Origin of the sequence: Variovorax sp. UMC13 (genome assembly GCF_014170375.1) — a bacterium.
GTDB lineage: Bacteria > Pseudomonadota > Gammaproteobacteria > Burkholderiales > Burkholderiaceae_C > Variovorax.
The window spans coordinates 86,949-100,794 of record NZ_LZZW01000013.1 but is presented as its reverse complement, the minus strand read 5'-3'; the positions used below and the strand labels follow the sequence as shown (position 1 = coordinate 100,794).

General features: G+C 65.2%; 12 protein-coding genes. 1 reads left to right on the top strand and 11 read right to left on the bottom strand.

Annotation, left to right across the window (positions count from 1 at the left end; genetic code table 11):
* Window positions 1–28: 28 nt before the first annotated feature.
* The 3 genes from A9977_RS10650 to A9977_RS34605 form a co-directional block, all read right to left on the bottom strand.
* Window positions 29–826: an SDR family oxidoreductase gene (locus tag A9977_RS10650; protein ID WP_183024811.1), complete on the bottom strand. Its 798-nt coding sequence runs from the start codon at window positions 824–826 to the stop codon at window positions 29–31.
* A gap of 28 nt (window positions 827–854) precedes the next feature.
* Window positions 855–1,289, bottom strand: a complete 435-nt coding sequence (locus tag A9977_RS34610; protein WP_310936115.1) for a hypothetical protein — start codon at window positions 1,287–1,289, stop codon at window positions 855–857.
* An 84-nt stretch (window positions 1,290–1,373) separates the two neighbouring features.
* On the bottom strand, window positions 1,374–1,904 hold the full coding sequence (locus tag A9977_RS34605; RefSeq protein WP_310936114.1) for an SDR family NAD(P)-dependent oxidoreductase: 531 nt from the start codon (window positions 1,902–1,904) through the stop codon (window positions 1,374–1,376).
* A 1,023-nt stretch (window positions 1,905–2,927) separates the two neighbouring features.
* Between A9977_RS34605 and A9977_RS10640 the strand changes: the two genes are divergently transcribed.
* Entirely contained in the window at window positions 2,928–4,949 is a 2,022-nt protein-coding gene (locus A9977_RS10640) for an AsmA family protein (protein WP_183024810.1), read from the top strand.
* 274 nt (window positions 4,950–5,223) lie between these two features.
* Here the strand turns inward: A9977_RS10640 and A9977_RS10635 are convergent, their stop codons facing one another.
* The 8 genes from A9977_RS10635 to A9977_RS10600 all read right to left on the bottom strand — a co-directional run bounded on the left by A9977_RS10635 (window position 5,224) and on the right by A9977_RS10600 (window position 13,807).
* Window positions 5,224–5,607 (bottom strand): response regulator, encoded by a 384-nt coding sequence (locus A9977_RS10635; protein WP_183024809.1) that lies wholly within the window; start codon window positions 5,605–5,607, stop codon window positions 5,224–5,226.
* A 410-nt stretch (window positions 5,608–6,017) separates the two neighbouring features.
* Window positions 6,018–7,307, bottom strand: coding sequence for a cytochrome c (locus A9977_RS10630; RefSeq protein ID WP_259651900.1), 1,290 nt, complete (start codon window positions 7,305–7,307; stop codon window positions 6,018–6,020).
* Window positions 7,304–8,272, bottom strand: coding sequence for a cytochrome c oxidase assembly protein (locus tag A9977_RS10625; protein WP_259651899.1), 969 nt, complete (start codon window positions 8,270–8,272; stop codon window positions 7,304–7,306). The genes A9977_RS10630 and A9977_RS10625 overlap by 4 nt, the downstream gene beginning before the upstream one ends.
* Before the next feature lie 9 nt (window positions 8,273–8,281).
* A complete protein-coding gene (locus A9977_RS10620; RefSeq protein WP_183024808.1) occupies window positions 8,282–8,896 on the bottom strand; it encodes a cytochrome c oxidase subunit 3 in 615 nt (204 codons plus the stop codon).
* The gene (gene ctaD, locus A9977_RS10615; protein WP_183024807.1) at window positions 8,893–10,821 is read right to left on the bottom strand and encodes a cytochrome c oxidase subunit I; all 1,929 of its coding nucleotides are present in this window, start codon (window positions 10,819–10,821) and stop codon (window positions 8,893–8,895) included. Before ctaD ends, A9977_RS10620 begins: the two co-directional genes overlap by 4 nt.
* The gene (locus tag A9977_RS10610; RefSeq protein ID WP_310936113.1) at window positions 10,818–11,873 is read right to left on the bottom strand and encodes a c-type cytochrome; all 1,056 of its coding nucleotides are present in this window, start codon (window positions 11,871–11,873) and stop codon (window positions 10,818–10,820) included. Before A9977_RS10610 ends, ctaD begins: the two co-directional genes overlap by 4 nt.
* A gap of 263 nt (window positions 11,874–12,136) precedes the next feature.
* Window positions 12,137–13,027 (bottom strand): MBL fold metallo-hydrolase, encoded by an 891-nt coding sequence (locus A9977_RS10605; protein ID WP_183024806.1) that lies wholly within the window; start codon window positions 13,025–13,027, stop codon window positions 12,137–12,139.
* A gap of 180 nt (window positions 13,028–13,207) precedes the next feature.
* A complete protein-coding gene (locus A9977_RS10600; RefSeq protein ID WP_183024805.1) occupies window positions 13,208–13,807 on the bottom strand; it encodes a methyltransferase domain-containing protein in 600 nt (199 codons plus the stop codon).
* Window positions 13,808–13,846: the final 39 nt, after the last annotated feature.

The window sequence follows — 13,846 nt, the reverse complement described above, 5'->3', positions numbered from 1 at the left end:
CATCGGCGTCGCGGCGCGCGCACGCGATTCAGGATTTCGCCGACCCGGGCTCCGCCATCTTCCGGTGCTGCTCCGCCAGGATCGAAGACGGCGTGATGTTCGCCACTGCCGCCTGCAACTTGTTCTTCCAGCCCGCGACCACGTCGCCGTCTCCGTCGAGCATGGCCTCGAAGCCGATCTTCGCGACCTTCGCCGGATCCGCCTTCCTGCCCTGTCCCACCTTGGTGTCCAGCATGTCGGCACGCTCGAAGAACTCGGTGTCCGTCGGTCCGGGCATCAGGCAGGTCACGGTGACCGCGGATTCCTTCAGCTCGTTGCGCAGGGCAAAGGAAAACGAATCGATGAACGCCTTCGTGCCGTTGTAGACCGCCTGGAACGAACCCGGCGTGAAGCCCGCGATCGACCCGGTGATGAGGATGCGGCCACGGTTGCGGGCGCGCATCTCGCCACCGACCTTGTGCAGCAGGTAGAGGGTACCGGTGACGTTGGTGTCGAGCACCCGCCTGGCCTGCATGAAGTCCTCATCAAGAAAGGCGTGGCCCAGCCCGCGCCCCGCATTGGCCAGCAACGCGTCCACGGGCCGCCCGCCTGCCGCGGCGTATAGACGGTCGACGCCCTCCATCGTCGACAGGTCGACCTCCAAGGCGCTGACCTGCACGCCGGCGTTGCGCAGCTCCTGCGCGGCCGCCTCGATCTCGGGCTCGTCCGCCGCGATGAGCAGGTCGAAGCCCGAGGCAGCGCAACAGCGCGCCAGTTCCAGGCCTATGCCCGAAGACGCCCCGGTGACGATGGCGAATGAGCCCTTGTTCGTGCTGTGCGAAGACATGGAAAACTCCTTGGTTGAGGGGAACGACTCAGGTGCGGTCGCGCTGCCGAATGGCCCAGCCGCCCGCCAGCGCGAGCGCGCCGATCGCTGCCGCGCCCATGCCGATGGTCATCGCTGCAGAGGCGCGTGCGTCGCTGGATCGGAAACCGCCGTCGATGGCGTTGCCACGCGATGCCTCGAAGAGATTGCCGTCCGTGCGCTCGGCTGGCTTGGCGCGCTGCAGCGCCCTGTCGGTAAGCCATTTCATGCCGCGCGCCAGCAGGTCGGGCGCCAGGGCGTGGGCAAGAATGGCCGGCCGAGCAGGCGAGCCGATGAAGATCCTGGCGCGCGGACGCAGGGCCAGGGACACCAAGGCATCTGCAACGGTGCGGGGATCCACCACGGGCGGCGGCGGGCGCACCTGGGCGCCGCTGTAGTTGGCGCCGTGCGACATGCCCGGTGTGTCCACGAAGGTCGGGTACACCTCGCACACGTGGATGTGCGGCTGCGCCGACAGTTCGGCGCGCAGCGACTCCGAAAAGCCGCGCGGGCCGAACTTGCTCGCCGTCTAGGCTGCGGCATAGGGCGCGGGTACCCACCCGCCCAAGGAGATCATGTTGATCAGGGTGCCGGAGCCTCGCGACTTGAAGTGCGGCAGGATGGCGTATGCGCCATGCATGTGGCCCAACAGGTTCGCCTCGATCACCCGACGATGCGCCTCGAGCGGCGTTTCATCAAAGAGACCGATCGCGCCTACACCGACGTTGTTGACCCACACGTCCACATGCCCGAGGCGGGAGACGGCCACGTCGGCAAGCACCTGGACCGCCGCGGCGTCGGTCACATCTGTCGGGATGATCGAGGCAGCGCCCCCTGCTTCCGTGCACGCGTGCGCTACCTCCCGCAGGTGCTCCCGGTCGCGCGATGCCAGGATGGGTGAGGCGCCTTGGCGGGCGAATGCCAGTGCAGTGGCTCTTCCGATGCCGCTGGACGCCCCGGTCAAGACCACATTCAAGCATTTCCTGGACCGTTGTACGGCCTTCCCGCGTGGCAGACCCAAGGTGTCAAGCGGTGACAGCGGCGTATCGAGGTGCTGCATGGTGCTCTTTCTCGCAAGGGGGTAAGAGGCGGGACTCGGCCCTTCAGCGCCGCCCTTGACTCTCCGCGCGACGACCACATCAACGCCCCCGAAAGCCACGGCAAGGGCGCCGGTGCCCTTGCGTGGACGGTGCCGTTGCGTGGCCGAGTCGCGCCCGTGCACCCTGGGCTGGACAAGAGCCTGTTCGCTGCGGCATGGCGGATCGTTGATGTTGCTGTTTGGTTCAAGTAGTCGCCAGCACAACGATCGCTGCTTGCTGGGCAAAGCATGTAGGCAAAAGTCGCTTTTTCCTCGACGAACGCCGCAGCGCGGTCATCTGCCCGCCGCGGGGCATGGCCCGCATCGCGGTCGACGGAGCTGCGACATCGGCGCCGCCGTGCGCTCCGGACTCGCAACGCCTGCGGTACACGCCTTCACGCCCCGCGTCCTTCACGCTCATCCGCGCCCTGCGCCGCACTGCGCGGCGGCACCGCGTGCTCAGCACAGCGATCAACGCGCGCTCGCGCGGCCTCGAGATGGTGAGACCAACTAACTGCACCGGCAAGCGAACCGCAGGGCGCCATGCGTTGCTGATGGACTCATGCCTGGCAATGTTCGGCGTCGCCATCACAGCCGGCCCGTGCGTTCGCCACCGTCGGCGCCACCGGCAAGAAGAGGCCGAGCTTCAGTCGCCACGCAGCGCTCGGCTACCGACGTGAGTCTTTCAGCCGGGCGCGTGTGTGAATCCACTGCGGCCTCGGGCTGCTCGGATTCGATCATGGAGCGTCCAATCCTTCGCTGACGGCGCAGGCCCGGACATAGGAGTGGTCAGCAGCAATACGACAGCGTGCGACTGAAGAAACTGGTCAAATCTGCTCGCCCGCCGTGCCGATGCCTCACATCCTTGGCAGGTTGGGCCAGTCGCGGATCGTGGCGCGGTGGAGGCTGAGTCCTACAAGCGTTCACAGAAGGTCCCTCTCGCCGCCAGGTCGCCGGGGTCGCCAAGATCCATGCCGGTCCTTCATTGAACGCTAGAGCGAGACCATGAGTTCACTTGTGCACCACGCGCGCCGGCATCCCGTGTTCGCAGGGCTCGGCGTTTTCGTGTTTTTTCTGGTCATCCTGGTCGTCTTGTTTGACTGGAATTGGGTGCGCGCGCCCGTCGAGCGATACATTTCCCAGAAGACGCAGCGAACGTTCAAGATGGACGACCTGCACGTGCGCCTCGGCTTCACGCCGACAGTGCGGATGAGGAACGTGTATTTCAGCAACGCCAAATGGTCCAAAGAAGAGGCGATGGCGCGTGTCGAGACGGTTGAGTTCTCCATCTCGCTGCGGGACCTTCCCGACAAGATCCTCATCCCTCGAGTGGCGCTCACCAAGCCAGACCTGGTGCTCGAGAAACTCGAGGATGAGCGAAGGAACTGGGTGCTAGCCGAGCCATCGGAGAGCTCTTCCCCAAGCAAGCTTCGCATCAGTACCCTGTCCGTGGACCGGGGTCGGCTGAGGTATTTCGATCATGGCGAGCCATTCAGCCTCGAAGTCATCGCGAGCACCTTCGATCCCGCTCTGCAGGAAAGGGTGAAGGACGCCGACGCCGCGCCGAGCAACAACCGCTACGCCACGCGTTACGCGTTCTCCGGCAAGTACCACGATGCAGGTTTCTCCGGCACGGCATTGACCGGTGAGGTGCTCAGCTTCCAAGAGTCTGGCGTGCCCTTTCCGATCAAAGGCGAGCTCAAGGCGGGTACCACACGGATCCGCGTCGAGGGAACCCTTGCCGACGCAGCCGACATCTCCGGTATCGACACGCAACTGCGCATTGAAGGCCAGACCTTGGCCAACTTGTATCCCTTCCTTCTGCTCCCCCTGCCCGCTTCACCTCCTTACAGCCTCCGAGGTCATCTGGTCCTCAAAGGCACTCGCTATTCGATCGACGACCTGCAGGGGAAGATCGGCGCGACCGACGTTTACGGCAAGGGGGCATACATCGAGCGGGAACCTCGGCCGCTTCTCACAGCTGAACTTCACAGCAAGCTGCTCAAGCTCGCGGACCTCGGTCCGCTCGTCGGCGTGCAGACCAAGGACTCGGGCGGCAAGCCCGCAGCCTCTCAGGCGTCGACGAACCGCCGTGAATCCGCCAAGGCAGCGGATCAAGCCGCCGATCCGAACCACGTCCTTCCGGCAGGCAAGTTTGATGGCAGCCGCCTGGGAAAGATCGATGCCGAAGTCACTCTTGATGCTGCCCGGCTCGAAGTGCCCGATGCCTTGCCGCTTGAGAGCCTCAGTGCATCTCTTCGGCTGAAGGATGCAGTGCTTGACCTGTCCCGACTTGACTTTGGCTTTGCAGGTGGCACGATTGCCTCACGCGTCAGGCTAGACGCCCGCCAACCCACCATCAACACTGACGTGCAGGTGGCTTTCAAACAGATCCAGATCTCCAAGCTTTTGCCGAAGCAGGAAAAGATCGCCCAAGGCGCTGGTCAGATCGAGGGTGCTCTCAGGCTTCAAGGCCGTGGCAACTCCATCGCAGATGCAGCGGCCAAGGCAGATGGGAATCTGCAGCTCGCCGTGGCCGAGGGGCGAATTTCCAACTTGGCCGACGCGGTGAGCGGCCTGAACGGCGGCAAGGTGGTCCAGCTTTTGCTATCAGGCGACAAGACGATCGCCGTCAATTGCGGCGGTGTCATGTTCAATATAGCCAAGGGGCAAGGACGCTCCACCCTGATGGTTGTGGACACTGAAGACACTCAGATCGTCGGCGCGGGTTCGTTCGAACTCGCCAGTGAACGCTTTGACGTTCTGGTCGAGCCCAAGCCTAAAAGGCCCGCCATCTTGTCCCTTCGTACGCCCGTGCGCTTCACAGGCACATTCAAGAACCCCGAATTTCAAATTGAAAAGGGGCCCCTACTCGCGCGCGCAGGAGGCGCGATTGCCCTGGCTCTCACAGCCCCTGTCGCTGCACTTCTCCCGCTCATTGAGACGGGCCCTGGCGTTTCGACGGATTGCGGAAAAGTGAAACGCGAAGCTGCCTCTCGAGCGCAATCTTCTCAAACGAACAGATAGCGCCATCTTCGCTGACGGTCCAAGCGTCTACATCAAACGCTACAAGGTCGTCAAAGACTTTCCAATTGAGCGGGCTTGATGTCCCCTTGCTCAATAATCTGAGCCGTCTCAGGCGCGTACGCAAAGTGAGCCCGGTCCGAGCTGGCCGAGCTGGCCGAGCTGGCCGAGCTGGCCGAGCTGGCCGAGCTGGCCGAGTTGGCTGGGCTGGGCTGGGCTGGGCTGGGTGGACACGCTATCTCTTTGCCACGACCGAGCCGTGTCTCTGGCTGTTCTCTCAAATCGGCGTCTGCTGGTGATGGCGCACACAATGGTCCAAGAAATCTCCCAACTGCACCGTCTTGTCGTACACCGCGAGGGCACCTAGCGCCAGACAACGATTGCGGTTTTCTAGCGTCGCAGAGTTCGTGAGAACGATGACCTGTTCGGTGGCGTCCCGAGGAATGAGTCGCTGAAGAACACCGAAACCGGTGCCGGGTTTGAGGAAGAGGTCCAGCACTGCCAGACGCCAGAAGCCGTGGTGGGCGTTGAGCCATGCGACGGCTTGATCTTCTGTCTCCGCCGTTCCGATGACAACAGCACCGCAAATCGAGCTGATGGCGTCAACGATGGAAGCCCGAAGCCGGACGTCATCCTCAATAAGGTAGATCTGTAACGCCATGGGATCGAAGTTGCCATGTCCATTCATTCTCCGCGTGAGTTTGAACGTCCTGTGTAGGTCAGCAAAGGCTGACGTGTCCTCTATGTGTTGCCGCCGCCCCCACTTCTCTCCCCTCTTCCAGGCGCTTCGGCGCAGGCCAGGCTCGATGGCCTGCTGACCGTTGGCCGCCGGTGACAGGCGCCTCTCAGGCGGGGTAAGGAAGCGCCCGGCACTGCCGTCTGGTGCCGTAGGCACGCGGATTTCGCAGGGCCGGATCGCAGCCGCTCATGGGCCACAGCGTGGAGGGTCGTCCGCGGCAGCTGCGTTCGAGACAGTGCTACGTGCAGGCCGGCGCGTGCTACAAGCACGACCTCACTGGCATGACGCGACCCAAGATCACGTCAGTTCCGCCGCCCTGGAGGGGCCGGTCTTCAGTTGAGCTTGCGCTTGAGCTCGGTGACGTCATTGGTGGTGACTGGCCGGGCCGCGTTGCCCCACGACTGGCGTACATAGGTGAGCACCTGCGCTATCTGAACATCGGTCAGAGTGGCATTGAAACCGGGCATCTGCTGAGGCTCCGGGCCGTTCGCTGTTCGTGGGCCGGTTCCGCCCTGCACGACGAGGCGGATCAGTGAGGTGGCGTCGTCGCTCAAGACCGAGGCATTTCCGGCCAGGCGCGGAAACGTGTCCTCAAGGCCCTTGCCATCGGAACGGTGGCACTGCGAGCAGAAAGACCGGTAGACGCGGGTGCCGACCGACTCCACGTCACCGGTGCGACCGCCCTTTCGCGGTCCTGGCGCCTCCGCCCGTTCGGGGGCGTAGACTCCTTCATTGCGTTGCGCCGGCAGGGTCTTCAGGTACTTCGCGACCGCCCACGCGTCGGCCTCCGTAAGGTACTGGGTGCTTTGCGCCACCTCCTCCGCCATCGAGCCGAAGGCGACGTTGCCTTCGGCATGGCCTGTGCGGAGGAAGCGCGCAATCGATTCGGCATCCAGGCGCCCAAGCCCTGCCCCCTGTGTTCCCGTGAGGTTCGTCGCGTACCAGTTGTCGTTGACCATGCCGGTCAAAAAGCTTCGGGACGACTCGTCGTGGCCGCGCTCTTGGTAGGCTAAGCCGCGCGGCGTATGGCATGCGCCGCAATGGCCGAAAGACTGCACCAGGTATGCGCCGCGATTCCATTCGGCGTCCCTGTCGGCCTTCGCGACGTAGCGGCCCGACGGCAGGAACGCGGCCTTCCAGATGGGCAGCGCCCAACGCTGATTGAAGGGAAAAGGCAGACGGGTCGGGGGCGGGGTGTAGTCGGACGGCGAGACGCCGCGCATCAGGTAGTCGAACAGTGCCCGAAGGTCCTCGTCGGCGGCCTTCGTATAGGCGCCGTAGGGCATGGCCGGGTAGAGGTGCTTCTGGCCTGGCGCCGTACCCTCGTGCATGACGCGCCTGAATTCGTCGAAGCTGTAGCGTCCGATGCCGTGCACCGGGTCAGGCGTGATGTTCGTGCTGACGATGGCCCCGAGCGGGGTGGACATCGGCCGTCCGCCAGCAAACGGGATGCCGTCGCGCGGCATGGTGTGGCAGTTGGCGCACCCGCCAATGCGCGCCAGGTATTCGCCGCGCGCGAGCGAGCCGACGACCGGCACGGCACTGGGCTGTGCCCTTGCCGCCATGACAAGGAGGCAGCTTGCAAGCGCTGCCATCCAGGTACGGGTACGAAGCGTCTTCATGGCGCCTCGGGCGCGGACAAGGCAGCGGCCGAACGGCGATCGTCGAGCCAGCGCGCCGCGATGACCAGCGCGCTTGCCAGATAGGCGATGCCGCCGGGAACCCACATCACCAAGCCACCCATCTGCTGGTCCTGCAGCGCGTCGAAGCCGAGTGCCGCCGAAGACTCGACATAGAGCGGGTACCAGAGCCCGGGCGCCAGTGTGAGCAGTGCGCCCAGGGCGCCGGTGTGAACCATGGTGGTGAACAACGACAACATTGCCGCCCCGCCCGGGTGCCGGAAAATGGTCCACCAGAAGAGCAATGCACTGCCCAAGAAACTCGTGTGCTGCAAGGTGTGCACCCACGGGTGCAGCAGTGCGGACTGGAAGAGCACCGGTATGTGCCACAGCCAGAGCGCCGCCGCATGCAACAGCCACGCACCCGCGGGGGCGGTGGCGCCTTTCCAGACGGCCCTCAGGGGTGGCCAGCGCACGACGCCGCCGACACTTTTTCGCCAGCTAGACGGCAGCGCCCAAACCCAGATGCCGAGCGGTCGCCCCAGCACGAGCAGTGGCGCCGCCACGATCATCAGCAGCTCGTGCTGAACCATGTGCGCCGAGAACAGTGCCGCACCGAGCCCGTCCAGCGGGGAGACAAGCGCAATCAGCAGCAGGACCCAGCCTCCCGCGAAGGCCATGCCCTGCCGCTCGCGCTGTACGCGCGACCTGGCATGCGAGCGAGACCGAAGTTGACGGTAGCCGAGCGCGTAGAGCACCAGGCCGATCGCGAGGACACAGAGCACAAAGGGGTCCAAGCTCCACTGCAGCCAGGCGGCGGGCGAGGCGGAGGGATCGATCACGTGCGCACACGCGATGCCGGACAGCGTCAGCGCGGCCCCCGACATGGTCAGCCGCACCGCGTACGCAACGCGGCGCGTCGCCCCATGAAGGAGCCGACGCCGCAGGACGAAGACAGGCGTCTGCATGATCGTCGCTCACGCCCGCGGCGCCAGATAGAGGACTGCGTAGATGGGCAGCCAGCTTGCCACCACGAAATACCAGTACAGCGCGTTCTCGCTCACATCGACAAAGCGCTTGCCCTCGAAGGGTCCGGTAAAAAGCAGCGTCGCCAAGACCGCCGTATCGATGGTGTCCGTGAGGAGGTGCGTGGTGTGCAGTCCAAGCAGCAGCCATACCACCGAGCCATAGGCGTTGACATGCCAGCTGACATTGAGCGCCGTGAATTCAAGTGCACGCACGCCCAGAAAGGCGACCGCGAAGAGCACGCACGCGGTCAGCCAGAGGCGGGTGCGGACGCGGTCCCTCTGCTCCGCGGCACGCTTTGCCATCTGGTTGGGCCAAAGACTTAGCAGGAGGATGGCGGTGTTGAGCGTGCCCCAACGCAGCGCAGGAGGTGCCGCATCGAGCGGCCAGACCGATGCGACGCCGCGCAGGTAGAAGTACATCATCACGCCGATCGCGAAGACCGTGCCCTCGATCAGCATCAAGCCCATGGTGCCCCACCACATCAAGCTGCGCTGGCCGAAGGCATAGCTCGTCAGCCCGCGCACGTCCAGCGCGTCGAATTGGCGTTCGCCAGTGGTCGTCATGGCGGGTTCTCCAACGCCAGCGCCTGCTCCGTCTCCTGGCGACCGGGCCAGAACCAGCCGATCAGCGCGACGGTGAGCGGCAACGCACCCCAAGCGACGGCCCACGGCGTGTACACCGAACCGATGAAGAGCACCGTGGTGGCCAGCGCGCCTAGGAATGGCCAGATGCTGGGCTTCGGAAACAGCGGGCGGCTCTCAGGCTGCGCGGCGAGTGCGCTCGTTACCAGCACCTCCCTGGCATCGGCCGCGAGGCCCGCGACGTGCAAGGGTGGCCTCGGGGCCATCCACAGCGGGTCGCGGCCGTGGACGACCGGAAGAGCGTCGAAGTTGTGCGGCGGGGGCGGAGAGGGCGTGCGCCATTCCAGCGTGCCCGCGCCCCATGGATCATTCGGCGCGCATTGCCCGCGACGCAGGCTCATGGCGACGTTCACGAGAAACACCGCCATGCTCGCCGCAATCGTGAATGCACCCAGCGTCGCCGTCATGTTCATTCCATCCCAGCCGAGCCCCGGCGAATAGGTCCACACGCGCCTGGGCATGCCGTGCAGACCCAGCAGGTGCATCGGGAAGAAGGTTACGTTGAAACCGACGAAGAACAGCCAGAAATGCCAGTGTGCGAGCGTCTCGCTCAGCATGCGGCCGGTGAATTTGGGGAACCAGTAGTAGATGGCGCCGAACAGAGGAAACACCGCACCGCCGAGCAGCACGTAGTGCAGGTGCGCCACCACGAAATAGGTGTCGTGCACCTGCAGGTCGAGCGAGACCGAGGCCAGCATCAGACCGGTCATGCCGCCCGCGATCAGAATGACGAAGAACGCCAGCACGAAGTACAGCGGTGCCTTGAAGTCGAGCCGTCCATTCCACAGCGTAGCAATCCAGCAGAAGATCTGCACAGCCGACGGCACTGCGATCGCCAAGCTCGCGGCAGTGAAAAAGGCCTTCCCCACCTCCGGCAGGTTGGTGGCAAACATGTGGTGCACCCAGAGGCCGAACGCGAGGAACGCGGTGGCGACGAGTGCCAGCACCATGGCGCGGTAGCCGAACACCGGGCGCCGCGCGAAGGTCGAGACGATGGTGGAGATGAATCCCAAGGGCGGAATGAAGATCAGATAGACCTCGGGATGCCCAAAGAACCAGAACAGGTGCTGCCAAAGCAGCACGTCACCGCCGCGCGCCGGGTTGTAGAAATGCGTGCCCACCAGGCGGTCGAGGATCAGCGCCGTGCTTCCCAGCATGACCGATGGCATGGCAAACAGCACCATGAACTGCGTGACCAGCGTCGCCCACACGAACAGCGGCATCCGCCCGAGCGTCATGCCTGGCGCGCGCATCTTGAAGATCGTGGTGATGAGCACGATGGCCACCAGCAACGCGGACAGCTCCGTGAAGGTGATCATCTGCGCCCAGATGTCCACGCCCTTGCCCGGGGCATAGTCGGCCGATGCGAGCGGCACGTAACTGAACCAGCCGGTATCCGGGCCCGACCCGAGCGCGAAACCCGCATACAGAAAGGAGCCCCCCATCAGGAACACCCAGAAGGCGAAGGCATTCATGCGAGGAAACGCCACGCTGCGCGCGCCGATCATCAACGGGACCAGGTACATCGCCACGGCCTGCATCACCGGTACGGCGAAGAGAAACATCATGGTGGTGCCGTGCATGGTGAACAGCTGGTTGTATAGCCCTGGGCTCAGCAACCGCAGCCCGGGAGCCGCGAGCTGCAGCCGCATGGCCAGCGCGAGCACGCCGCCCAGGAGAAAGAACACGAAGGTCGCGACGATGAAGCGGCGCGCAATGGTCTTGTGATCGATCGCGCGCAGGCGCCCGCACCATCCCGGTGGATCGCTCCATGTGGCGCGCAAGGCCTCAAGCACCTGCGCATCGGCGTGAGGGCCGTCGAGAAGCGGCGGGCCGGCGGCGCTCATCGCAGGCTTCCAAGGTAGGCGACCAGCGCGCGGACATCGTCCGGCGGCAGCTTGCTCGGCGGCATGGTGGCCCCTGCCTTGAGGGATTGGGGATCCACGATCCAAGCGGAGAGCAGAGCCGGCTTGTTGACGACCGTCCCGGCTGCGAGCAGCGACCGGCTTCCTACGTGCGTGAGATCGGGCCCCAGGGTGCCCCTGGCTTCGGTGCCGCGCACGGTGTGGCACTGCGCACAGTTGGACGAGAGGAACAGCCACCGGCCGCGCATCGAATCATGCTCCGATGGTTCGGCCGCCGGCAACTTCTGACCCGCGCGCCACTGGGCGTAGGTCGCCGGCGATTCGGCGGTCACGCTGAAGGCCATGAGCGCATGCTGCAGTCCACAGAATTCCGCGCATTCGCCGCGGTACGTGCCCGCCTTGTCGGCACGCAGCAGCAGTTGCGTGCTGCGCCCGGGCAGCATGTCCTTCTTGCCGTGCAGGCTGGGAACCCAGAAGGTGTGGATCACGTCAGCGCTCTTCAGCGTGACGATCACAGGACGGCCCACCGGCACGTGCAGTTCGCTGGAGACCGAAAATTCAGGCCGGCCCTGCGCGTCGAGGTAGCGCGCCTCCCACCACCACTGCTGGGCCGTCATCTCGATGCGCACTGCATCGGCAGTGGGAAGGCGAGAGAGCGCCCTGTCGGTCCAGATGTCGATGCCGAGCAGCACCATCAGCAAGCCCGCGGAACCGAGGGTGGCACAGGTGGCCCAGCGCCGCGCGGGGCGCTCGGCGCCCATCGCGTGCGCCGACAACGGCGCCGAGTCCGTCGCGCTGCGGGGCGCACGCATCAACGCGATCAGCAGCACCACCAGGATGGCCGCGAAGACGCCCATGCAAATCCAGAGCGTCAATTGCCACAATTCGTGGATGCGCTCGGCTTGCGCGCCCGCCGGCTGCAGGGCGCTGTGGCCGCCAGAGCCGGAGAAAAAGGAGGTCGTTTGCGCGACCATGCGGCCCGACGCCAGGGCATCAAAAAACAACGATTCCAATGGAGAACCGAGGAGCGGCACCTGGATCTTTCGTGGTGGCGTGCGGCTCTTTTAGCAAAGGCGAGACCGGTTGCCAATCGGCGACGCCCCCGAAGCCAAGTCATGGGCATGGGCGTTGCAGGTAACGCTTGCACCGGCTGTACGGACATTCAAACCGAGTCCGACATTTACGTCGCTGCACTCATCGTTCTGGGCCACGCTTCTGGCCAGTACCTTCAGGGCCCGATGGAACCTGCGCAGCGGCGGGTCGTCTGAGCCGAGGCAATGCTCCTTTGTCGCGGGCCTCAGAGCGCCTCCGCGATGGATCCCGCTCGGGACGGTGCCAACGCCCCGGCCGGACGGCCTGCGGCCCTTTCGAATTCGAGCGGATCGTGAGCGCTCAGCAGGCAGATCTCATCGCCAAGGCGTTCCTTGAGGCTGCGCAGGCGCTGTTGGTTGCGCAGACGCGCGCGTCGGTCCTTTTCCATCAGCCTTTGATAGACGCGCAGGCCCGGGGTGCACCAGGGTGCGTCGGCGTCCATTTCACGGTGGTAGAAGTACGCGTCGCCAGCCAGCAGCAGCCAGCCCTGAGGACCGCATACAGCCACGCCGGCATGGCCGAAGGTGTGGCCAGCCAACGGCACCAGCAGAACCTCCGGAGGTAGCCCGCGCAAGTCGCGCACACATTCGAAGCCGAACCATGGTTCGCCGCCTGTGTAGGGGCTGTACACGTGCCAACGCGCACGGCTGGACCACTGCTGCGGCCGGAAGCGCTGGCGGTCCAGCCAGGTGCGCTGGGCCTCGGCCGCATCGCGCTCGCGCCGCATCAAATGGATTTGCGCTGCGGGGAAGTCGTCAAGCCCACCCGCGTGGTCGAAATCCAGATGCGTGAGCACAATGTGCCGCACGTCCTGCGCACGAAAGCCCATTCGCTCGATCTGGCGCACGGCCGTCATCTCTTCGCGGAAATCGGGCGCCAGCAGGCGCAGGAAGAGTCCGCTGAGTCGACTGCGCGGGTCGCGAACGTCGCGCAGCCCGAACCCGGTGTCGATCAACACCAGACCGTTGTCGGTCTCGAGAAGCAGGCAGTGACAGCACAGGCTTCCGCGCTGCGCAATGGAGCGGCTGCGGCCGTCCATCAACCGGCCACCCAGAGGGCAGGACGAAACACAGTTGAGATGGTGGATCGCGGTCATGCCCCCGCTGTGGCAATCAGGGTGCCGACGCCCGGGGCCTCCGCAAGGGTGAACGCCGCAAGCGGCCATCCAGCGGCGATCCAGGCTGCTGGACTCGACAATCAGGAGCGCCGCTGCGCGAAGGCGCACCCGCGCACGGCCGACGCCCGGTTTGTCAGCCTGTAGAGGGGCAAAGCCGACTCATGGGCGATTGCGCAGTACCACCGGCCTCGGCAGGCCGCACAGGTTCCCGGGCTCCAGCCACTCGACCTGCCAGTCGTACGCGAGGATCTGCTCTTCGTAACGGAAGTCGGACCGGAACCCTGCATGCGCTGCCGCCGAGCGGACCGCCCGCTCGAGCAGCCACCACGCCGGACTGCCATAGAAATGATCCAGCACCATGATCGTCCCCCCGCGCTTGCGCACTCGCCGAGTCTCGCGAAGGAGTTCCGCCGGCCGCGGCGTGACCGAAAGCACATAGGGCACGGTGACCCAGTCGAAACTGGCGTCGGGGAAGCGCATGCGCTCGGCGTTCATCTGCTCGAGGGTGCTGCGGTGATCTGCGAGTAGCGCCGCGCGCTCGCTCGCCCGCGCGAGCATGTCAGCCGACAAATCGATACCGACGATGCATGCGTTGTACGGGAAATCGCCAAGCGCAAGGCCGGTGCCCACACCGACCTCCAGCAGGCTCGCCGGCGCGAGTTGCCGAACCATCTCGGGCATGCGGCGCCGCCCCGGCTCCGGCACCTGACCGAACAGCAGGTCATAGGGCGGAGCGAGCCGAGCGTAGGTGCGTGCCACCCCTGGGTCGCAATCGTTGCCCGGGGGCGCTGTGACGGA

What these genes read in the sequence shown, in the direction of transcription:
- A9977_RS10635 (WP_183024809.1), bottom strand. Translation starts at nt 5,607, where the DNA reads ATGGCGTTACAGATCTACCTTATTGAGGATGACGTCCGGCTTCGGGCT.
- A9977_RS10640 (WP_183024810.1), top strand. Translation starts at nt 2,928, where the DNA reads ATGAGTTCACTTGTGCACCACGCGCGCCGGCATCCCGTGTTCGCAGGG.
- A9977_RS34605 (WP_310936114.1), bottom strand. Translation starts at nt 1,904, where the DNA reads ATGCAGCACCTCGATACGCCGCTGTCACCGCTTGACACCTTGGGTCTG.
- A9977_RS10625 (WP_259651899.1), bottom strand. Translation starts at nt 8,272, where the DNA reads ATGCAGACGCCTGTCTTCGTCCTGCGGCGTCGGCTCCTTCATGGGGCG.
- A9977_RS10630 (WP_259651900.1), bottom strand. Translation starts at nt 7,307, where the DNA reads ATGAAGACGCTTCGTACCCGTACCTGGATGGCAGCGCTTGCAAGCTGC.
- A9977_RS10620 (WP_183024808.1), bottom strand. Translation starts at nt 8,896, where the DNA reads ATGACGACCACTGGCGAACGCCAATTCGACGCGCTGGACGTGCGCGGG.
- A9977_RS10650 (WP_183024811.1), bottom strand. Translation starts at nt 826, where the DNA reads ATGTCTTCGCACAGCACGAACAAGGGCTCATTCGCCATCGTCACCGGG.
- A9977_RS10605 (WP_183024806.1), bottom strand. Translation starts at nt 13,027, where the DNA reads ATGACCGCGATCCACCATCTCAACTGTGTTTCGTCCTGCCCTCTGGGT.
- ctaD (WP_183024807.1), bottom strand. Translation starts at nt 10,821, where the DNA reads ATGAGCGCCGCCGGCCCGCCGCTTCTCGACGGCCCTCACGCCGATGCG.